Below are 20,443 nucleotides of genomic sequence, written 5' to 3'. Positions count from 1 at the left end.
TTTTGCTGATAACGCCTTTGCCAATACTTCTGCTCTGATGGATTCTGAAATGACCGACCAGACCACCCGCCTCCCCGTTCGCCGTGCCTTGATCAGCGTTTCCGACAAGACCGGCATCCTTGAGTTTGCCCGCGAGCTCGTCGCCCTGAATGTGGAAATCCTTTCCACCGGCGGCACTTACAAGCTGCTCAAGGACAACGGCATCGCTGCTGTGGAAGTGGCCGACTACACCGGCTTCCCGGAAATGATGGACGGTCGCGTCAAGACCCTGCACCCGAAGATCCACGGCGGCATTCTTGGCCGTCGCGCCATTGACGGCGCAGTGATGGACGAGCACGGCATCAAGCCGATCGATCTGGTTGCAGTCAACCTCTACCCTTTCGCCGCCACTGTGGCCAAGCCTGGCTGTGACCTGGCCGACGCCATCGAAAACATCGATATCGGCGGCCCGACCATGGTCCGCAGCGCCGCGAAGAACCATAAAGATGTGGCCATCGTGGTCAACGCTGGCGACTACGCCCGCATCGTCGAGTCCCTGAAAGCCGGCGGCCTGAGCTACGCCCAACGCTTTGACCTGGCCCTGAAAGCCTTCGAGCACACCGCTGCCTACGACGGCATGATCGCCAACTACCTGGGCACCATCGACCAGAGCCGCGACAGCCTGTCCACCGAAGAGCGTGGCGCCTTCCCGCGCACCTTTAACAGCCAGTTCATCAAGGCCCAGGAAATGCGCTACGGCGAGAACCCGCACCAGAGCGCGGCGTTCTACGTGGAAGCCGGCGCCTTGAAGGGCGAAGGCGAAGCCAGCATCGCTACCGCCGTGCAGCTGCAAGGCAAGGAACTGTCGTTCAACAACGTGGCCGACACCGACGCCGCGCTGGAATGCGTGAAGAGCTTCGTCAAGCCAGCCTGCGTCATCGTCAAGCACGCCAACCCGTGCGGCGTGGCCGTGGCCCTGGACAGCGAAGGCGGCATCCGCCAGGCCTATGAGCTGGCCTACGCCACCGATACCGAATCGGCCTTTGGCGGCATCATCGCCTTCAACCGTGAGCTGGACGGTGCCACCGCCCAGGCCATCGTCGAGCGTCAGTTTGTCGAAGTAATCATCGCGCCGAAAATCTCCCAGGCCGCCCGCGACGTGGTTGCGGCCAAGGCCAATGTGCGCCTGCTGGAATGCGGCGAGTGGCCAGCCGAGCGCAGCGCTGGCTGGGACTTCAAGCGCGTCAACAGCGGCCTGCTGGTGCAGAGCCGTGATATCGGCATGATCAAGGCGGAAGACCTGAAGATCGTCACTAAGCGTGCGCCGACCGAGCAGGAAATCCATGATCTGATCTTCGCCTGGAAAGTGGCCAAGTTCGTCAAATCCAACGCCATCGTCTATGCCAAAGGCCGCCAGACCATCGGCGTCGGCGCCGGCCAGATGAGCCGCGTCAACTCCGCGCGTATTGCTGCAATCAAGGCCGAACACGCCGGCCTGCAGGTTGCCGGTTCGGTCATGGCCAGCGATGCCTTCTTCCCGTTCCGCGACGGCCTGGACAACGCTGCGGCCAATGGCATCACAGCGGTGATCCAGCCAGGTGGCTCGATGCGCGATGCGGAAGTCATCGCCGCCGCCGACGAAGCCAATATCGCCATGGTCTTCACCGGCATGCGTCACTTTAGGCACTAAAATCGGCCGCACTCGGACAGGCATCTGCGGCGTTGTCCGGCCCTCCCCCCATGCTCATTGCCAGAAGGCAACTCCGCTGGGTGAAGGGCCAGACGCCTTGCATCTACCAGCCCGATCGCGACCTCGAAATTTGTAGGGTGGATAACGCTTCGCTTATCCACCAAACGGCCATACGCCGGCCTCCATTGGGAGAGAAACATGAACGTATTGATCATCGGCAGCGGCGGTCGTGAACACGCCCTGGCCTGGAAAGTGGCGCAGGACAAGCGCGTCAACAAAGTCTTCGTCGCCCCGGGTAACGCCGGCACTGCGACTGAAGCCAAATGCGAAAACGTCGCCATCGACGTACTGGCCATCGAACAGCTGGCGGACTTCGCTGAAAAGAACGTGCAGCTGACCATCGTCGGCCCGGAAGCGCCGCTGGTTAAAGGCGTTGTTGATCTGTTCCGCACCCGCAAGCTGGACATCTTCGGCCCAACCGCCGCCGCCGCGCAGCTGGAAGGTTCCAAGGCCTTCACCAAAGACTTCCTCGCTCGTCACGCAATCCCTACCGCCGACTACCAGAACTTCACTGAAGTCGAGCCGGCCCTGGCCTACCTGCAAAAAGTCGGCGCGCCAATCGTGATCAAGGCCGACGGCCTGGCAGCGGGTAAAGGCGTGATCGTTGCCATGACCCTGCAAGAAGCCGAAGACGCCGTGCGCGATATGCTCGCTGGCAATGCCTTCGGCGACGCCGGTTCGCGCGTGGTAATCGAGGAATTCCTCGATGGCGAAGAAGCCAGCTTTATCGTCATGGTCGACGGTGAAAACGTGCTGCCAATGGCCACCAGCCAGGACCACAAGCGCGTTGGCGACGCTGATACCGGCCCGAACACCGGGGGTATGGGTGCTTACTCGCCGGCCCCGGTGGTCACCGCCGAGGTGCATCAGCGAGTGATGGACGAAGTTATCTACCCGACCGTGCGCGGCATGGCCAGCGAAGGCAACGTCTATACCGGCTTCCTCTACGCCGGGCTGATGATCGACAAGGCCGGCAAGCCGAAAGTTATTGAGTTCAACTGCCGCTTCGGCGACCCGGAAACCCAACCGATCATGTGCCGCCTGGAATCTTCCCTGGTGCTGCTGGTCGAAGCTGCACTGGCCAAGGCTCTGGACAAGGTTGAAGCTACCTGGGACCCGCGCCCGACAGTAGGCGTGGTGATTGCCGCCGGCGGATATCCGGCCGATTACGCCAAGGGTGATGTGATCGAAGGCCTGGAGGCCGCCGCGCAACTGGAAGGCAAGGTCTTCCATGCCGGCACCGCGCTGAAGGACGGTCAGATCGTCACCGCCGGCGGCCGCGTACTCTGTGCCACCGCCATTGGTCGCACGGTTGAGGAAGCCCAACAACAGGCCTATCGCCTGGCCGAAAAGATCAGCTGGAGCGGTAGCTTTTACCGCAACGATATCGGTTACCGCGCCATTGCCCGCGAACGCGGGGATAAGTGAAGGTAAATAGAAGGTAAAACCCGGCAAAGGTGACCAATTGGCCACCTTTGTCATATTTCCCTCGCGAACAGCTTGGCTATAATCCGACCACTTATTTCTGAAGGGACTTCAATGTGCGCCGGCTGAGGATTGCCACCCACCTGCTACTCAGCATTCTGCTGATGGCGCTCACCGTAGCGTCGGCTCAGGCAGCGCCGCAGGCATCCTGGTCAAGCCTCACCGACCCGACCGCCGAGCTGCAATTCAATGATGTCAGCAGCCCCGAGCGCCAGGCGCAGTTCCGTTCCACCGACCTTACCCAGCTTTACACCCCCGGCGGCAACAGCGCACTGTGGCTGCATCACCGTATGCCGGCCAACACTGACGCACAGATGCTGCGGGTATTCGCGCCCTACCTGGCTTATCTCGACCTGTATGTACTGCAAGGCGACACGCTGATCGAGCAGGCGCACACCGGCAGCAACCTGCCGTTTTCCAGCCGACCGCTGGCCAGCCGCGATTTCCTCCTGCCACTGCCCAAAGCCGAACAGCCGCTGGATATCTACCTGCGACTGGCCTCGGAACACTCGCTGCGGCCCAGCATTACCCTGCAGAGCGCGCAGGCAATGGTCGCTGATGACAATCGCCCACTGATGTTTGGCTTGCTGCTTGGCTGCCTCGGCATGCTAGTGGCTTACAACCTGGTGCGTTTTGCCTACACCCGTGCAGCCAGCGGTCTGTGGCTGGCAGCTACCCAGGTCTGTCAGCTGATTGCAGTGGTCAGCCTGCTCGGTATCAGCACGCCCTGGCTCAATGAGTGGCAAAGCCTGCAGCCACAGATCGCCAACCTGTCGATGCTGTTAGCCGCCCTCTGCGCCCTGTGTTTTACCGCCAGTTTCTTCCATAAAGTCTGCCCGAGCACGTCGCTGAACCATCTGCTCACCGGTGAAGTGGTGGTGATCGGCCTGGTCTGCGTGGCACTGCTGGTGGCGACCAATCTGCAGTTCAATCAACTGGTCTATCTGCTCAACGCCGTCGCCGGCCTGACTATCCTCATGGTATCGCTGACTCACTGGCGCCATGGCTACAAGCCGGCGCGGCTGTTCAGCCTGGCTGTGCTGCTGTTCTGTGTGGCCTTTATCTGCGCTCTGCCGATCCTCTTCGGCTACTGGGCGGTGCAGAGTGAGTGGATGGCCTACGGCCTGCTCGCTGTGACCACCGCCAGCGGTTTTATCCTCAGCATGGCGCTGAGTGAACGACAGCGACGCATCATGCAGGACCAGTTCAGCACCAGCCGCGCCCTCGCCGCCAGCTCCGCCGAATTGAAAGCCAAGGCGGAATTTCTCGCCAAGATCAGCCACGAAATCCGCACCCCCATGAATGGCGTACTGGGCATGACCGAACTGCTGCTCGGCACGCCGTTGTCGGCCAAGCAGCGCGACTACGTGCAGACCATCCATAGCTCGGGCAACGAGCTGCTCACCCTGATCAACGAAATTCTTGATATCTCCAAGCTCGAATCCGGGCAGATCGAGCTGGATGACGTGCAGTTCGACCTCAACGCGCTGATCGAAGACTGTCTGGATATCTTCCGCGCCAAGGCCGAGCAGCAGAAGGTCGAACTGATCAGTTTTATGCAGCCACAAGTGCCACGGGTGATCAGCGGCGACCCCACGCGCCTGCGCCAGACCCTGCTAAGCCTGCTGGACAACGCTTTTAAACAGACCGACGAAGGCGAAATTCTTCTGGTCGTGGCCCTCGACACTAATACCGAGCAGCCGCGCCTGAGGATTGCCGTGCAGGACAGCGGCAAGCCGCTGGATGCCAGCGAGCGCGACGCACTGCTAAATGCCGAACTGCACAGCAAGGACTTCCTCGCCGCGACCAAACTCGGCGGCCGCCTCGGCCTGATCATCGCCCGCCAGCTAGTGCGTTTGATGGAAGGCGAGTTCGGCATCCAGAGTGGCGGCAGCCAGGGTTCAACCCTGTGGCTGACCCTGCCACTGGACGCCACGCGCCTGGAACAACCCACCGCCGACCTGGACGCCTCGTTGCAAGGCGCGCGCCTGTTGGTAGTGGACGACAACGACACCTGCCGCAAGGTTCTGGTGCAACAATGCAGCGCCTGGGGCATGCAGGTCAGCGCCGTGCCGTCGGGCAAAGAAGCCATGGCCCTGTTGCGCACCAAAGCGCACCTGCACGAGTACTTCGATGCCGTACTGCTTGATCAGCATATGCCTGGTATGACCGGCATGCAGCTGGCGGCGCGGATCAAGGAAGATGCCAATCTCAATCACGACATTCTGGTGATCATGCTTACCGGCATCAGCAATGCACCGAGCAAGATCATCGCGCGCAACGCCGGGATCAAACGCATCCTGGCCAAGCCGGTGGCCGGCTACACGCTGAAAACCACCCTGGCCGATGAACTGGCGCAGCGCGGTAAAGGTGATTCGCCAATGTTCAATCCGGTGCCACAGAGCCCCCCGCTGAACGTGCCCAATGATTTCCGCATTCTGGTGGCCGAGGACAACACCATCTCCACCAAGGTGATCCGCGGCATGCTCGGCAAGCTCAACCTACAGCCCGACACCGCCAGCAATGGCGAAGAAGCCCTCAGCGCGATGAAGGCGCAGCAGTACGATCTGGTGCTGATGGACTGCGAAATGCCGGTGCTCGACGGCTTCTCCGCCACCGAGCAGCTGCGCGCCTGGGAAGCCGCCGAACAGCGCGCACGCACGCCTGTGGTCGCGCTCACCGCGCATATCCTCAACGAGCACAAGGAGCGCGCGCGCCAGGTCGGTATGGACGGGCATATGTCCAAGCCGGTGGAAATGTCGCAACTGCGTGAGTTGATCGAACACTGGGTCGTCGAACGGGAGATCCGCCGCCAACGTGACGCCCTGCCGTCCTGATCGACAGTCCGGGTTGCCCCTGGGCCATTACCCTCTTACCCTGCCTGTTCTTTTGCCAAGCGAGTCTTGTTCATGGCGTCCGCGCTGTTCAGCCTGTATTTGAAACTGCTGGTGCTCTATAGCCCGTTCTTCGTGCTGTCGTGCTTTATCGGCCTGAGCCGCGGCTACACGGTCAAGGAGCGCAAGCGCCTGGCCTGGAAGGTCGCCGCCGGCGTGCTGATCGCCAGCGTACTGCTGTACCTGTTCGGCAAACACATCTTCACCCTGTTCGGCATCACCATCGACGCCTTCCGCATCGGTGCCGGCAGCGTGCTGTTTATCTCGGCCCTCGGCATGGCCCAGGGCAAATCGGCGGTGCAGAGCGATAACGTGCAACAGGACGTGACCATCGTGCCGTTGACCATCCCGCTCACCGTCGGCCCCGGCACCATCGGTGCGCTGCTGCTGATGGGCGCCAGCCAACCCGACTGGGGCGATAAAGCCGTGGCCGTGCTGGGTATCGCCCTGGCCAGCCTTACGGTGGGCGTGGTGCTGTATATGTCCAACCAGTTCGAGCGCCTGCTCGGCGATCAGGGCCTACAGATCGTCAGCCGCCTGATGGGACTGTTTGTCTGCGCCCTGGCTGCGCAGATCATCTTTACCGGGGTAAAGAACTACCTCGCCCTCTGACACCGCCCGGATGCACTTCGGGCTGCACCATAAGCTGGCAATCGGCCCCGCCGCGGTGCACAAATCGTTCTGCGCCGCCCTCTGAAAAGCCGCAGCACGCGGCTAACTCATTGAAATAGATCAGTTTGATAAACCTGGCACCCGGCTTGCTCTAGGCATTCCATCACTTGGATACAAGATGGAATTCAGAGCATGTCCAGCGCGCCTATCGCCTTCACCCTCGCCGACTGGCAACAGACCTACCGCGACGGCCAATCACCCGCCGAACTGCTGCATAGCCTGCGCCTCGAACTCAGCACAGCGGATAACGCCTGGATCGCCCTGGCCAGCGAAGCGCAACTTAATGCCCAGCTCGATGCTTTGTCAGCGCTACTCGACACTGCTGGCGGCGAGCCAAGCAAGCTGCCGCTGTACGGCGTGCCCTTCGCCGTCAAGGACAATATCGACGCAGCTGGTTGGCCGACCACCGCCGCCTGCCCGGAGTTTGCCTACACCGCAGCCACCGACGCCACGGTGGTGGCCAAGCTGCGCGCCGCGGGTGCCATCCTGATCGGCAAGACCAACCTCGACCAGTTCGCCACCGGCCTGGTAGGTACCCGCTCGCCTTATGGCGCGGTGTGCAACAGCTTTAACCCGGACTACGTCAGCGGCGGTTCCAGCTCCGGCTCGGCCAGCGTGGTGGCGCGGGGCCTGGTGCCGTTCTCGCTCGGCACCGACACCGCCGGCTCCGGCCGCGTTCCAGCGGGCTTCAACAATATTGTCGGGCTCAAACCGAGCAAGGGCTGGCTATCCAACAGCGGCCTGGTGCCGGCCTGCAAGACCCTCGATTGCATCTCGGTCTTTGCCCTGACCGTCAGCGATGCCCTGAGCGTGGCGCAGATCGCCGGCGGCTATGACGCGACCGATCCCTACAGCCGCAAGAACCCCAATAGCGCCAAGGTCGGCATGCCAGCCAAGCCACGTTTGGCGGTGCCGAGCAACCCCGAGTTCTTTGGCGATACGCAGAACCAGGCAGTGTTTGAGCAGGCCCTGGGCACACTGCGCGAACTGGGCGCTGATCTGGTGGAAATCGATTTCACGCCATTCCAGCAACTGGCCGAGCAGCTCTACTACGGCAGCTGGGTCGCCGAACGCACGGTGGCGCTGGCAGGCGTTAATCCCGAGCATATCAACCCGGTAGTGCGCGGCATCGTCGAGAACGGCCATAAATACAGCGCCTGCGATGCCTACAAGGCCGAATATATCCGCGCCGAACTCAGCCGGAAGATCAACGACATCCTGGCCGGCTTCGATGCCTTGGTGGTACCGACTTCGCCGACCATTCGCAGCCTCGCTGAGATGGACGCAGAACCCGTGCTGTTTAACAGCCAATTCGGCACCTACACCAACTTCACCAACCTCGCCGATCTGTCGGCCCTGGCCGTACCCGCCGGTATGCGTGCCGACGGCCTGCCAGCCGGTATCACCCTGATCGCTCCGGCCTGGCACGACCAGGCACTCGCCGCCTTTGGCCAGCGCTGGCAGCAGGCGCTCAACCTGTCGTTGGGCGCCACTGGCAAAGCACTGCCCGCACAAACGCCGAGCGACAAACCAGCCCACGGCAGCGTGCGTGTCGCCGTAGTCGGCGCGCACCTGACCGGCATGCCGTTGAACTTCCAGCTCACCAGCCGCGACGCCGTATTGGTTGAGCAAACCACCAGCGCCGCGACGTATCGTCTGTATGCCCTACCGGGCACCGTGCCGCCGAAACCGGGCCTGGCGCGGGTGGCCGAGGACGGCGCGGCGATCATCGTTGAGCTGTGGGATATCCCCCAGGCGCGCTTTGGCGAATTTGTCGCGGAAATTCCCGCACCGCTAGGTATTGGCAACCTGCAGCTGGCCGACGGTCGCTGGGTCAAGGGCTTTATCTGCGAGCCGTACGCCCTGAACGGCGCGCGCGATATCACCAGCTTTGGCGGCTGGCGCGCATTTATCGCCAGCCAGCAGCAGGGCTGAATCCATGCAGCTGAGCGGCACACCCAGCACCGGCAAGGAGCGTCCGGAGAATCTCGCCGAGCGCATCTATCAACAGCTCAAGGACGACATCTTCGAGTTCCGCCTGTTGCCCGGTGATCGCTTCTCCGAAGGAGAGATCGCCGAGCGCATGGCGGTCAGCCGTACGCCGGTGCGCCAGGCTCTGTATCGGCTGCAGCGAGAGGATTATCTGCAGGTGTATTTCCGCAGCGGCTGGCAGGTCAAGCCGTTCGACTTCGCGCATTTCGAGGAGCTGTACGAGGTGCGCATCGTCCTCGAAATGGAAGCCGTGCGGCGTTTGTGCGAACGCCCCCAAGACGAGCAATCCGCTGTCCTTGAGCAACTCAAGCGCACCTGGTTGGTGCAACCCGAGCAACGCTTACAGGATGGCCGCGAGGTTTCACGCCTGGATGAGCGCTTTCATTGCCTGCTGGTGGAAGCCACTGGTAATCGCGAAATGGCCCGCCTGCACGCCGAGGTCAGCGAGAAGATCCGCATTATCAGGCGCTTGGACTTCACCCAGGGCCCACGGGTGACGGCCACTTACGAGGAACACGGACAAATTCTCGCGACAATCCTGTCGCGCCGATGCGAAGAGGCACAGCTATTGCTCAAGACCCATATAGAGGTCAGCAAGGCGGAAGTGCGCAAGATCACCCTGCACATGCTGCATAGCGCGCGTCAGCGCACCATGCCGGCACCAGAGGTGAGGACCTGAGGTGAAGACCCTAGGGGGCGGAACCTGTTTTAACTGCCAGACAAACAACTAAAAACCAGCAGCTCAAACACTTAAGTTCGTGAATGGAGATCGCACCATGCAACGTCGCAATCTGATCAAGGCCTTTACCCTATCCGCTTCCATCGCCGCCATGGGCATGACCTGGACCGTGCAGGCCGCCGAGACTATCAAGGTCGGCATCCTCCACTCGCTGTCCGGCACCATGGCCATTTCGGAAACCTCGCTGAAAGACATGGCGTTGATGACCATCGACGAAATCAACGCCAAGGGCGGCGTCAATGGCAAACAGCTGGAAGCCGTGGTGGTTGACCCGGCCTCCAACTGGCCACTGTTCGCCGAAAAAGGCCGTCAGCTGCTGACCCAGGACAAGGTCGATGTGGTGTTCGGCTGCTGGACCTCGGTGTCGCGCAAATCCGTGCTGCCGGTATTTGAAGAGCTCAACGGCCTGCTGTTCTACCCGGTGCAATACGAAGGCGAAGAGATGTCGCCGAACGTCTTCTACACCGGCGCGGCGCCTAACCAACAGGCCATTCCGGCGGTCGAGTACCTGATGAGCGAAGACGGCGGCGCGGCCAAGCGCTACTTCCTGCTCGGCACCGACTACGTCTATCCGCGCACCACCAACAAGATCCTGCGCGCCTTCCTGATCAGCAAAGGCGTGGCCGAGAAGGACATCGAAGAGGTCTACACCCCGTTCGGTCATAGCGACTATCAAACCATCGTCGCCAACATCAAGAAATTCTCCGCGGGCGGCAAAACTGCGGTGATCTCCACCGTCAACGGCGACTCCAACGTGCCGTTCTACAAGGAACTGGCCAACCAAGGCCTGGAAGCCACCGACGTGCCAGTCGTGGCCTTCTCCGTGGGTGAAGAAGAACTGCGCGGCATCGACACCAAGCCACTGGTCGGTCACCTGGCAGCATGGAACTACTTCCAATCCGTGGAAAACCCGGTCAACACCGAATTCGTCGCCAAGTGGAAGGCCTACGCTAAAGCCAAGAACCTGCCAGGCGCCGACAAGGCTGTGACCAACGACCCAATGGAGGCCACTTACGTCGGCATCCATATGTGGGCCCAGGCCGTGGAAAAAGCCGGCACCACCGATGTCGATGAAGTGCGCACTGCGCTCTATGGCCAGACCTTCGCTGCGCCAAGCGGCTACACCCTGACCATGGACAAGACCAATCATCACCTGCACAAGCCGGTGATGATCGGTGAAATCCAGGACGACGGTCAGTTTTCCGTGGTCTGGGAAACCAGCAGCCCGGTCCGCGCTCAGCCGTGGAGCCCGTATATCGAAGGCAACGACAAGAAGCCGGATTACGCGGTCAAGTCGAACTAAGGCAAAAGCCCTCTCTCCTGAATGTGGTGACGCGCTAAGCGTGTTTGCCTCCCCTCTCCCGATTGCGGGAGAGGGGGCGGGGGAGAGGGTCGCTGTAGCCCGGATGTAATCCGGGAAGACTGCTCCCGGATTACATCCGGGCTACGCCAAGGAAGCCCCATGCCCACTGCCTTTACCCGAATTCTGCTGAGCCTGCTGTTGTTGCTGCCCCTGGCTGCGCACGCCGGTGACGCCCAGGACTTTGTCGCCGCCAACCCGGCCAAGCAGGCCAACCTGCTGGAAAGCTGGTCCGCCGCACCGGATGCCGCGCGCCTGCCGCTGCTCGAAGCCCTGCAACAAGGCCGCGTCGCCGCCGACAGCAGCAAGACCGCCTTTATCAAAACCACCGGCAGCTATCAGCCCACCGAAGGCGATGCACAGCCACTCGAAACGCCGAAGAAGTTGCGCCTAAATAACCGCCTGCGCGGCCTGATCGCCACCGCCGTGGCCAGCCACCAGCTACTGGTCGATGACCCGGCGCTGCGCCTGGCTGCCGCCCAGCAACTGCAAAAGAGTGCCAAACCGGCGCAGCTGCAACTGCTCAACGCCCAGGTCGCCAGCGAAACCGATGATGCCGTGCGCGATGCCCTGACCCTGGCCCTGGCCAACCTGCAGCTGGTCGACAGCGACCTGGCCGTGCGTCTGGCCGCCGTGCGCCTGCTCGGTGAAACCGGCGACCCACTGGCCCGCACCCGCCTGGAAGCGCTACTCGACCCAAGCGTGGAAAGTGACCCGACAGTGCGTACCGCCGCGGAAACCAGCCTGGCCCAGGTCAAACGCAAACTGCTGATCGGTGAGATCCTTGGCCAGGCCTTTAGCGGCCTGTCGCTCGGCTCGATTCTGTTGCTGGCGGCGCTGGGCCTGGCCATCACCTTCGGCCTGCTCGGGGTGATCAATATGGCCCACGGCGAGATGCTGATGCTCGGCGCCTATTCCACCTATATGGTGCAGGTGCTGTTCCAGCGTTTCGCCCCGGAAGCTCTGGCGCTCTACCCGCTGGTGGCGCTGCCGGTGGCGTTCTTCGTCACTGCCGCCATTGGCATGGCGCTTGAGCGCACGGTGATTCGCCACCTCTACGGTCGCCCACTGGAAACCCTGCTCGCAACCTGGGGCATCAGCCTGATCCTGATCCAGCTGGTGCGGATGATCTTCGGCGCGCAGAACGTCGAAGTGGCCAACCCTTACTGGCTGTCTGGCGGTATTCAGGTGCTGCCGAATCTGGTGCTGCCGTACAACCGTATCGTGATCATCGGCTTCGCCCTGTTTGTGGTGGTGCTGACCTGGCTGCTGCTGAACAAGACCCGTCTCGGCCTTAACGTCCGTGCCGTGACGCAGAACCGCAATATGGCCGCCTGCTGCGGCGTGCCGACGGGCCGGGTGGATATGCTCGCCTTCGGCCTCGGCTCCGGTATCGCTGGCCTCGGCGGCGTGGCCCTGAGCCAGATCGGCAACGTCGGTCCCGATCTCGGCCAGAGCTATATCATCGACTCGTTCCTGGTGGTGGTGCTCGGCGGCGTCGGCCAACTGGCCGGTAGCGTGATGGCGGCCTTTGGTCTGGGTATCGCCAACAAGATTCTCGAACCGCAGATCGGTGCCGTACTCGGCAAGATCCTTATCCTCGCGCTAATCATTCTGTTTATTCAGAAACGCCCGCAAGGTCTGTTTGCTTTGAAAGGACGGGTGATCGATTGAGCCAGATTAGCTGCATTGAAACCGTAGGAGCTGGCCATGCCTGCGACCGCGTTGCCGCCATTGCTCGCGCGCATGGCGCGCTCCTACAGGCTGACGAACTCAGCCCAAACCAACAATCATTTGCTGCGACAGGATGGGTGATCAACTGATGACCATGCCACTCAACCAAACGCTATTGGCCCGCGCCAGCGCCAAGCTCGGCCCGCAAGTGTCGATCGGTATTGGCCTGTTGGTACTCACCCTGCTGATCGCCATGCCGCTGCTGCACCTGCTGCCGGCGGACAACGCCCTGCACGTCTCGGCCTATAGCCTGACCCTGGTCGGCAAAATCCTCTGCTACTGCATCGTCGCCCTGGCGCTCGATCTGGTCTGGGGTTACGCCGGCTTGCTGTCGCTCGGCCACGGCCTGTTCTTTGCCCTCGGCGGCTACGCCATGGGCATGTATCTGATGCGCGAAGCGGCCGGCGATGGCCTGCCGGCCTTTATGAGCTTCCTCGCCTGGACCGAGCTGCCCTGGTACTGGTACGGCACCAACAACTTCCTCTGGGCGTTGTGCCTGGTGGTGCTGGCCCCGGGATTGCTGGCGCTGGTGTTCGGCTTCTTCGCCTTCCGCTCGCGGATCAAAGGCGTGTATTTCTCGATCATGACCCAGGCGCTGACCTTCGCCGGCATGCTGCTGTTCTTTCGCAACGAAACCGGCTTTGGCGGTAACAACGGCTTTACCAACTTCCGCACCATTCTCGGCTTCGATATCACCTCGGCGCACACCCGTGCGGTGCTGTTCTTCGCCACCGTCGTGTTGCTGGTCGCCAGCCTGTACCTGGGCTGGACCCTGGCGCGTAGCAAGTTTGGCCGGGTGTTGACGGCGCTGCGCGATGCGGAAAACCGCCTGATGTTCTGCGGCTACGACCCACGCGGCTACAAGCTGTTTATCTGGGTGCTCAGTGCGGTGCTCTGTGGTCTGGCCGGCGCGCTGTATGTGCCACAAGTGGGCATCATCAACCCCAGCGAAATGTCGCCGACCAACTCCATCGAAGCCGCCGTGTGGGTCGCCCTCGGTGGGCGTGGCACGCTGATCGGCCCGCTGCTCGGCGCCGGCTTGGTCAACGGTATGAAGAGCTGGTTTACCGTGGCCTTCCCCGAGTATTGGCTGTTCGCCTTGGGCTTCTTATTCATTGTCGTAACCCTGTTCTTACCCAAGGGCGTGATCGGCCTATTGCGTAAAAAAGGAGAGCAGTGATGCGCGCCACTCCAGTACCCGAACTTATGCTCGAACCCGCCTTTGACCCCGCCGGCAGCGGCCGCGATGCGATTGGTGCAAGTACCCTGGCAAGCAAAGGCCTGAACGTGCGCCACGGCACCATCCTGACCTTGGAAGACATCAACGTCAGCTTCGATGGCTTCAAGGCGCTGACCAACCTGACGCTGTATATCGGCGTCGGTGAACTGCGCTGCATCATCGGCCCCAACGGCGCCGGCAAGACCACCATGATGGACGTGATCACCGGCAAGACCCGCCCGGACAACGGCGTCGCCTACTTCGGCGAAACCCTCGACCTGACCCAGATGAGCGAAGTCGAGATCGCCCAGTCCGGTATCGGCCGCAAGTTCCAGAAGCCCACGGTGTTCGAGGCGCTGAGCGTGTTCGAAAACCTGGAACTGGCGCAGAAGACCAACAAGTCGGTGTGGGCCAGCCTGCGCGCCAAACTCACCGGCGAGCAGAAGGACCGCATCGACGAAGTGCTGCACACCATCAAGCTCGACAGCTCACGCCAACGCCCGGCCGGTTTGCTCTCGCATGGCCAGAAGCAGTTTCTCGAGATCGGCATGCTGCTGGTGCAGGACCCGCAACTGTTGCTGCTGGATGAGCCGGTGGCGGGCATGACCGACGCCGAAACCGAGTTCACCGCCGAGTTGTTCAAGTCCCTGGCGCGCAAGCACTCGCTGATGGTGGTCGAGCACGACATGGGCTTTGTCGGCAGCATCGCCGACCACGTCACCGTGCTGCACCAAGGCAGCGTGCTGGCCGAAGGCTCGCTGGAGCAGGTGCAGAACGATGAGCGGGTGATCGAGGTGTACCTCGGCCGCTAGAACGTAGGGTGGATGACGCTTTTCTCATCCACCACAGCCACTGCACGGTGGATCGATAAAACGCGATCCACCCTACGCATAAACAAGGACATCCACATGCTGCAAGTTGAGCAACTGCATCAGTACTACGGCGGCAGCCATATCCTCCGTGGTCTGTCGTTCGACGTGAAGGTCGGCGAAGTCACCTGCCTGCTCGGGCGTAACGGTGTGGGCAAGACCACCCTGCTGAAATGCCTGATGGGCCTGATCCCGTCCAAGGAAGGCGCAGTCAACTGGGAAGGTAAAGCCATCACCGGCTTCAAGCCGCACCAGCGCGTGCACGCCGGCATCGCCTATGTGCCCCAGGGCCGGGAAATCTTCGGCCGCCTGACCGTGGAAGAGAACCTGTTAATGGGGCTTTCCCGTTTCGGCGCAAAGGAAGCCAAGGTGGTGCCGGAGTTTATCTACGAGCTGTTCCCGGTGCTGCGCGAGATGAAGCAACGCCGCGGCGGCGATCTCTCCGGCGGCCAGCAACAACAGCTGGCCATCGGCCGCGCACTGGCAAGCAAACCGCGCCTGCTGATTCTCGACGAGCCCACTGAAGGTATCCAACCTTCGGTGATCAAGGAGATCGGCGTAGTGATCAAGAAGCTCGCCGAGCGCGGCGATATGGCCATCCTGCTGGTCGAACAGTTCTATGATTTTGCCGCCGAGCTGGCCGACCAGTACCTGGTAATGAGCCGTGGTGAGATCGTCCAGCAGGGCCGTGGCGAAACCATGGAAGCCGATGGCGTGCGCGGACTGGTGGCAATCTGAATGGCGACGCCGCACCTGCACTTTGCGCATAATCAGGCTTTCGCTCATGGACTCGAGGCCCCAATGCCACCCTTGCGTACACTCCTGCTCCCGCTTATCGCACTGGTCGGTATGGCACTGGTGATCTGGGCCGGCAGCCTGCCGGATTACTGGATGCTGCGCGCCATGCCGGTTGGCAGCGAGGCGGTCTACCCGCTCAAGCCGGTGCTGATTTTCTGCGCCATTGTTATTGCCGAATGCGCCCTGTTGCTGGGGCTGCTGCGCCCGCGCTCCTATTGCCGCTCTTGGGGCCGCGCGCTGTGCGCCAGCCTGCTGGCGCTGGGCCTGGCGCTGTTCTGGCTGCAAGGCGCGCTGCACGCGCCGCCCTACTACGGCATGCACCTGCAATGGTGGCTGGCGGTCTGCCTGGGGCTATTGCTGCTTACTGCGTGCTCCGCCGTGCAGGCCTGGCTAGCCAGCCGCCGCAAGGTGGCAGCGTGAACGCGCCCGCAAGCGTATTTACCCCCAGCTGGCATGCCGAGCTGGAGCTGGGCTATGGCCGCGATGGCGATTGCACAAGGCCGACGTTACGCCGGCACAAAGGCCCACTGCGGGTGCAGAAGCATCTGTATGCAGAAGGGCCGCACGTTTGCCAGCACATCATCGTCCATCCTCCTGGCGGCATTGCCGGCGGCGATCGCTTGGATATTTCGGCCAGCGTCGGCGCCAACGCCTGGGCCCAGTTGACCAGCCCCGGCGCCGCCAAGTGGTACCGCGCCGCCGGCCCGGCTTACCAGCGCCTCACACTGCGGGTCGAAGCCGGTGCCACCCTGGAATGGCTGCCGCAGGAAACCATCGTCTACGCCGCCGCCCAGGCTGAACTGACCACCGATATCGAACTGCACGGCGATGCCAAGCTGCTCTATTGGGACATCGTTGCCCTCGGCCGCCCAGCCAGTGGTGAACGCTTCGAGGCCGGCCACTTTCAAGCGCAGCTGAATATCCGTCGCGACGGCCAACTACTCTGGCACGAACGCCAGCGCGTGGTCGGCGGCGATGGCCTGCTCGACTCGCCCATCGGCCTGGACGGCAAACCGGTCTTCGCCACCCTGCTGATCAGCGGTGAAATCGACAGCGAACTGCTTGAACACTGCCGCAGCCTGGACACCCCGGTGCGCGGTGACCTGACCCAATTACCCGGCCTGCTGGTGGCCCGCTGCCTGGCGAGCGAGGCCCTGCACGCCCGCGCCTGGCTGATTGCACTCTGGCAGCTGCTGCGCCCGGCGCTGCTCGGCCGCACGGCAGTACCCCCACGAATTTGGAGCACGTAGGGCGGACAAGCGCGCAGCGTTGTCCACCCGCAACAGGTGGATGTGAAAAACGACATCCACCCTATGAACGGAGCAAAACGATGGACCTTACACCGAGAGAAAAAGACAAACTGCTGATCTTCACCGCCGGCCTGGTGGCTGAGCGGCGCCTGGCCCGTGGGGCAAAGCTCAACTACCCGGAAGCCATGGCCTATATCTCCGCCGCGCTGCTGGAAGGCGCCCGCGACGGCCAGACCGTGGCCGAGCTGATGCACTTCGGCACCACACTGCTGAGCCGTGATCAGGTGATGGAAGGCATCGCGGAAATGATCCCGGAGATTCAGGTCGAGGCCACCTTCCCCGACGGCACCAAGCTTGTAACCGTCCACCAGCCCATCGCCTGAGGAAATCGCCCAATGCCTACTGCGCTTGCCCATGCTGCGCTCGCTACTGCCTTGGACGATTTCCTGGAGACACGAAGAATGATTATTCGCGATGCCCGCGACGACGATCTGGAAGCCATCCGCGCCATCTTCAATGAGGCCGTGCTCAACACCACGGCAATCTGGATGGACGATATCGTTGACCTGGCCAACCGCCAGGCATGGCTAGCCGCTCGCCGCCAGCAAGGCTACCCGGTGCTGGTGGCGGTAGACGCCGACGACAGCGTACTCGGCTATGCCGCCTACGGCGACTGGCGGCCCTTCGACGGTTTCTGCAACACCGTGGAAAACTCCCTGTACGTACGCGCCGACCAACGCGGCCGTGGCCTCGGCGTGCTGCTGCTCGGCGCATTGATCGAACGCGGCAAGGCCGGCGGTAAACACGTGATGGTCGCCGCCATCGAGAGCGGTAACCTCGCATCCATCGGCCTGCACCAGCGCTTCGGCTTCAGCATCACCGGGCAAATGCCCCAGGTCGGTCGCAAGTTCGGCCGCTGGCTGGACCTGACCTTTATGCAGCTGATGCTTAGCCCCGAACGAAGCGCGCCCTGATGCTGAGCATCGCGCGCCTCGCGGCAGCAGATTTTGAGTCGTATCGCCAAGGCCTGGGGAGCCTGCTGCTGGACTGCGTGGCACATGGCGCCTCGGTGGGTTTTCTCGCCGATCTCGATATTGACGCGGCCAACATCTATTTCGACCAAGTCCTCGCTGGCATGCGCGACGGCACTCACCTGCTCTGGCTGGCCCATGACCAGGGCGAAGTGCTGGGTAGCGTGCAGCTGGTGCTGTGCCAGAAACCCAACGGCCTCAACCGCGCCGAAGTGCAGAAGCTTCTGGTACACAGCAACAGCCGCCGCCGCGGCATCGCCAACAGCTTGATGCAGTGCCTGGAAGGCGAAGCGGCCGAGCTACAACGCGGCTTGCTGTACCTGGACACCGAAGCCGGCAGCGACGCCGAAGCCTTCTACCAGGCCCTGGGTTACACCTGCATTGGCGGGCTACCTGACTACGCTTGCGGCCCTGACGGGCAGTACCGCGCCAACGCCATCTACTACAAAACCTTGTCGAGACCCCAACCATGATCCCCGGCGAATACCAGATCCAGGACGGCGAGATTGAGCTCAATAGCGGCCGTCGCACCCTCAGCCTGACCGTGGCCAACAGCGGTGATCGGCCGATCCAGGTCGGCTCGCACTACCACTTCTTCGAAACCAACGATGCGCTGACCTTCGATCGTGCGCGCGCCCGCGGCATGCGCCTGAATATCCCGGCCGGCACCGCGGTGCGCTTCGAGCCCGGGCAGAGCCGCGAGGTGGAATTGGTCGACCTAGCCGGCCATCGCCGCGTGTTCGGCTTTGCCGGGCGAGTGATGGGCGACCTGTAGTCGCAGCTGATACGTAGGGTGGAGATGCCGAAGTCGTTTCCACCGGAACCCAATCGCGGTGGACAAGCTTCGCGTTGTCCACCCTACGAAAGATCGAGTCGATGAAGATTTCCCGCCAAGCCTATGCCGACATGTTCGGCCCCACCGTCGGCGACAAAGTGCGCCTGGCCGACACCGAGCTGTGGATTGAAGTGGAAAAAGACTTCACCACCTACGGCGAAGAAGTGAAGTTCGGCGGCGGCAAAGTCATCCGCGACGGCATGGGTCAGGGCCAGCTGTGCGCCGCCGATGTGGTCGATACGCTGATCACCAACGCCTTGATCATCGATCACTGGGGCATCGTCAAGGCTGACGTGGGCCTCAAGGATGGTCGTATCGCCGCCATCGGCAAAGCCGGCAACCCGGATATCCAGCCTGATGTGACCATCGCCATCGGTGCCGGCACAGAAGTCATCGCCGGCGAAGGCATGATCCTTACCGCGGGCGGTATCGACAGCCATATCCACTTTATCTGCCCGCAGCAGATCGAAGAGGCGCTGATGAGCGGCGTCACAACCATGATTGGCGGCGGCACCGGGCCGGCCACCGGCACCAACGCCACCACCTGCACGCCGGGCCCGTGGCATATGGCGCGCATGCTACAAGCGGCCGATGCCTTCCCGATGAACCTGGGCTTTACCGGCAAAGGCAACGCCTCGCTGCCCGAGCCGTTGATCGAGCAGGTCAAGGCCGGTGCCATCGGCCTCAAGCTGCATGAAGACTGGGGCACTACCCCGGCGGCCATCGACAACTGCCTGAGCGTGGCCGACCAGTTTGATGTGCAAGTGGCGATCCACACCGACACCCTCAACGAGTCCGGTTTTGTTGAAACCACCTTGGCCGCCTTCAAGGGTCGCACCATCCACACCTATCACACTGAAGGTGCTGGTGGCGGCCATGCGCCGGACATTATCAAGGCCTGCGGCTTCCCCAATGTGCTGCCCAGTTCGACCAACCCGACCCGGCCGTTTACCCGCAACACCATCGACGAACACCTGGACATGCTGATGGTCTGCCACCACCTCGACCCGAGCATCGCCGAGGACGTGGCCTTCGCCGAAAGCCGCATCCGCCGCGAAACCATCGCCGCCGAGGACATCCTGCATGACCTCGGCGCGTTCAGCATGATCAGCTCAGACAGCCAGGCCATGGGCCGTGTCGGCGAGGTAATCACCCGCACCTGGCAGACCGCCGACAAGATGCACAAACAACGCGGCCCGCTGGAGGGCGACGGCCCCGGCAACAGCAACTTCCGGGTTAAACGCTATATCGCCAAATACACCATCAACCCGGCGATCACCCATGGCATCAGCCATGAAGTCGGCTCGATTGAAGTGGGAAAATGGGCCGACCTGGTGCTCTGGCGCCCGGCGTTCTTCGGCGTCAAACCGACGCTGATTCTCAAAGGCGGGGCGATTGCCGCCAGCCTGATGGGCGACGCCAACGCCTCGATCCCCACACCGCAGCCGGTGCACTACCGGCCGATGTTCGCCAGCTACGGCGGCAGCCGCCACGCCACCAGCATCACCTTTATCAGCCAGGCAGCCTTCGATGCCGGGGTGCCCGAACAGCTCGGACTGAAGAAGCGGATCGGCGTGGTCAAGGGTTGTCGCGAGGTACAGAAGACCGACCTGATCCACAACGACTATCTGCCAAATATCGAGGTGGACGCGCAGAACTATCAGGTCAAAGCCGACGGCCAGTTGCTCTGGTGCGAACCGGCCGACGTACTGCCGATGGCGCAGCGCTATTTCCTGTTCTGACGCCTGTTGGTGCTACAGGTGGCCTTACGGGGAATACACCAGGGCAAGCGCGCCGTAATACCTGACTGCTAGTGATTGTTGCCACCTCGCTACC

The 20,443-nt window shown here is 62.3% G+C and carries 18 protein-coding genes; all 18 read left to right on the top strand.

Annotated features, from left to right (window positions below; all coding sequences use genetic code 11):
- The first annotated feature begins 49 nt into the window (after positions 1 to 49).
- The 18 genes from purH to ureC all read left to right on the top strand — a co-directional run bounded on the left by purH (position 50) and on the right by ureC (position 20,349).
- On the top strand, positions 50 to 1,669 hold the full coding sequence (gene purH, locus AACX99_RS16385) for a bifunctional phosphoribosylaminoimidazolecarboxamide formyltransferase/IMP cyclohydrolase (RefSeq protein ID WP_339413447.1): 1,620 nt from the start codon (positions 50 to 52) through the stop codon (positions 1,667 to 1,669).
- 198 nt (positions 1,670 to 1,867) lie between these two features.
- Positions 1,868 to 3,157 (top strand): phosphoribosylamine--glycine ligase, encoded by a 1,290-nt coding sequence (gene purD, locus AACX99_RS16380; RefSeq protein WP_339413445.1) that lies wholly within the window; start codon positions 1,868 to 1,870, stop codon positions 3,155 to 3,157.
- Positions 3,158 to 3,270: 113 nt separating this feature from the next.
- Positions 3,271 to 6,051 carry a hybrid sensor histidine kinase/response regulator gene (locus tag AACX99_RS16375; protein ID WP_339413443.1) on the top strand — a complete coding sequence of 927 codons (2,781 nt, stop codon included), beginning with the start codon at positions 3,271 to 3,273 and terminating at the stop codon, positions 6,049 to 6,051.
- A 72-nt stretch (positions 6,052 to 6,123) separates the two neighbouring features.
- The gene (locus AACX99_RS16370; protein WP_311089400.1) at positions 6,124 to 6,720 is read left to right on the top strand and encodes a MarC family protein; all 597 of its coding nucleotides are present in this window, start codon (positions 6,124 to 6,126) and stop codon (positions 6,718 to 6,720) included.
- Positions 6,721 to 6,912: 192 nt separating this feature from the next.
- Positions 6,913 to 8,715, top strand: coding sequence for an allophanate hydrolase (gene atzF / locus AACX99_RS16365; RefSeq protein WP_339413440.1), 1,803 nt, complete (start codon positions 6,913 to 6,915; stop codon positions 8,713 to 8,715).
- A gap of 4 nt (positions 8,716 to 8,719) precedes the next feature.
- Complete coding sequence (locus AACX99_RS16360) at positions 8,720 to 9,451, top strand: GntR family transcriptional regulator (protein ID WP_339413438.1); 732 nt, start codon at positions 8,720 to 8,722, stop codon at positions 9,449 to 9,451.
- 97 nt (positions 9,452 to 9,548) lie between these two features.
- A complete protein-coding gene (urtA, locus tag AACX99_RS16355; protein WP_339413436.1) occupies positions 9,549 to 10,814 on the top strand; it encodes an urea ABC transporter substrate-binding protein in 1,266 nt (421 codons plus the stop codon).
- A gap of 159 nt (positions 10,815 to 10,973) precedes the next feature.
- Entirely contained in the window at positions 10,974 to 12,545 is a 1,572-nt protein-coding gene (gene urtB / locus AACX99_RS16350; RefSeq protein ID WP_339413433.1) for an urea ABC transporter permease subunit UrtB, read from the top strand.
- Positions 12,546 to 12,693: 148 nt separating this feature from the next.
- The gene (gene urtC, locus AACX99_RS16345; RefSeq protein ID WP_339413431.1) at positions 12,694 to 13,785 is read left to right on the top strand and encodes an urea ABC transporter permease subunit UrtC; all 1,092 of its coding nucleotides are present in this window, start codon (positions 12,694 to 12,696) and stop codon (positions 13,783 to 13,785) included.
- Positions 13,785 to 14,636 (top strand): urea ABC transporter ATP-binding protein UrtD, encoded by an 852-nt coding sequence (urtD, locus tag AACX99_RS16340; protein WP_339413428.1) that lies wholly within the window; start codon positions 13,785 to 13,787, stop codon positions 14,634 to 14,636. Before urtC ends, urtD begins: the two co-directional genes overlap by 1 nt.
- A gap of 96 nt (positions 14,637 to 14,732) precedes the next feature.
- Positions 14,733 to 15,431 carry an urea ABC transporter ATP-binding subunit UrtE gene (gene urtE, locus AACX99_RS16335; RefSeq protein WP_339413426.1) on the top strand — a complete coding sequence of 233 codons (699 nt, stop codon included), beginning with the start codon at positions 14,733 to 14,735 and terminating at the stop codon, positions 15,429 to 15,431.
- A 63-nt stretch (positions 15,432 to 15,494) separates the two neighbouring features.
- Positions 15,495 to 15,911: a hypothetical protein gene (locus AACX99_RS16330; protein WP_339413424.1), complete on the top strand. Its 417-nt coding sequence runs from the start codon at positions 15,495 to 15,497 to the stop codon at positions 15,909 to 15,911.
- Positions 15,908 to 16,741 (top strand): urease accessory protein UreD, encoded by an 834-nt coding sequence (locus tag AACX99_RS16325; RefSeq protein WP_339413422.1) that lies wholly within the window; start codon positions 15,908 to 15,910, stop codon positions 16,739 to 16,741. The genes AACX99_RS16330 and AACX99_RS16325 overlap by 4 nt, the downstream gene beginning before the upstream one ends.
- Before the next feature lie 80 nt (positions 16,742 to 16,821).
- A complete protein-coding gene (gene ureA / locus AACX99_RS16320; protein WP_339413420.1) occupies positions 16,822 to 17,124 on the top strand; it encodes an urease subunit gamma in 303 nt (100 codons plus the stop codon).
- A gap of 78 nt (positions 17,125 to 17,202) precedes the next feature.
- The gene (locus tag AACX99_RS16315; protein WP_339413419.1) at positions 17,203 to 17,715 is read left to right on the top strand and encodes a GNAT family N-acetyltransferase; all 513 of its coding nucleotides are present in this window, start codon (positions 17,203 to 17,205) and stop codon (positions 17,713 to 17,715) included.
- Positions 17,715 to 18,245, top strand: a complete 531-nt coding sequence (locus AACX99_RS16310) for a GNAT family N-acetyltransferase (protein WP_339413417.1) — start codon at positions 17,715 to 17,717, stop codon at positions 18,243 to 18,245. Before AACX99_RS16315 ends, AACX99_RS16310 begins: the two co-directional genes overlap by 1 nt.
- Positions 18,242 to 18,547, top strand: a complete 306-nt coding sequence (locus tag AACX99_RS16305) for an urease subunit beta (RefSeq protein ID WP_339413416.1) — start codon at positions 18,242 to 18,244, stop codon at positions 18,545 to 18,547. Before AACX99_RS16310 ends, AACX99_RS16305 begins: the two co-directional genes overlap by 4 nt.
- A gap of 101 nt (positions 18,548 to 18,648) precedes the next feature.
- Positions 18,649 to 20,349, top strand: coding sequence for an urease subunit alpha (ureC, locus tag AACX99_RS16300; RefSeq protein WP_339413414.1), 1,701 nt, complete (start codon positions 18,649 to 18,651; stop codon positions 20,347 to 20,349).
- Positions 20,350 to 20,443: the final 94 nt, after the last annotated feature.

Origin of the sequence: Pseudomonas sp. EA_35y_Pfl2_R5 (genome assembly GCF_963970805.1) — a bacterium.
In the GTDB taxonomy this organism is placed as follows: Bacteria; Pseudomonadota; Gammaproteobacteria; order Pseudomonadales; family Pseudomonadaceae; genus Aquipseudomonas.
This window is presented reverse-complemented; position numbering and strand designations above follow the sequence as displayed.

Bases quoted from the DNA above. Each gene is read 5' to 3' on its own strand.
- purH (WP_339413447.1), top strand. From the start codon at position 50: ATGACCGACCAGACCACCCGCCTCCCCGTTCGCCGTGCCTTGATCAGC.
- purD (WP_339413445.1), top strand. From the start codon at position 1,868: ATGAACGTATTGATCATCGGCAGCGGCGGTCGTGAACACGCCCTGGCC.
- AACX99_RS16370 (WP_311089400.1), top strand. From the start codon at position 6,124: ATGGCGTCCGCGCTGTTCAGCCTGTATTTGAAACTGCTGGTGCTCTAT.
- atzF (WP_339413440.1), top strand. From the start codon at position 6,913: ATGTCCAGCGCGCCTATCGCCTTCACCCTCGCCGACTGGCAACAGACC.
- AACX99_RS16360 (WP_339413438.1), top strand. From the start codon at position 8,720: ATGCAGCTGAGCGGCACACCCAGCACCGGCAAGGAGCGTCCGGAGAAT.
- urtA (WP_339413436.1), top strand. From the start codon at position 9,549: ATGCAACGTCGCAATCTGATCAAGGCCTTTACCCTATCCGCTTCCATC.
- urtB (WP_339413433.1), top strand. From the start codon at position 10,974: ATGCCCACTGCCTTTACCCGAATTCTGCTGAGCCTGCTGTTGTTGCTG.
- urtC (WP_339413431.1), top strand. From the start codon at position 12,694: ATGACCATGCCACTCAACCAAACGCTATTGGCCCGCGCCAGCGCCAAG.
- urtD (WP_339413428.1), top strand. From the start codon at position 13,785: ATGCGCGCCACTCCAGTACCCGAACTTATGCTCGAACCCGCCTTTGAC.
- urtE (WP_339413426.1), top strand. From the start codon at position 14,733: ATGCTGCAAGTTGAGCAACTGCATCAGTACTACGGCGGCAGCCATATC.
- AACX99_RS16330 (WP_339413424.1), top strand. From the start codon at position 15,495: ATGCCACCCTTGCGTACACTCCTGCTCCCGCTTATCGCACTGGTCGGT.
- ureA (WP_339413420.1), top strand. From the start codon at position 16,822: ATGGACCTTACACCGAGAGAAAAAGACAAACTGCTGATCTTCACCGCC.
- AACX99_RS16315 (WP_339413419.1), top strand. From the start codon at position 17,203: ATGATTATTCGCGATGCCCGCGACGACGATCTGGAAGCCATCCGCGCC.
- AACX99_RS16310 (WP_339413417.1), top strand. From the start codon at position 17,715: ATGCTGAGCATCGCGCGCCTCGCGGCAGCAGATTTTGAGTCGTATCGC.
- AACX99_RS16305 (WP_339413416.1), top strand. From the start codon at position 18,242: ATGATCCCCGGCGAATACCAGATCCAGGACGGCGAGATTGAGCTCAAT.
- ureC (WP_339413414.1), top strand. From the start codon at position 18,649: ATGAAGATTTCCCGCCAAGCCTATGCCGACATGTTCGGCCCCACCGTC.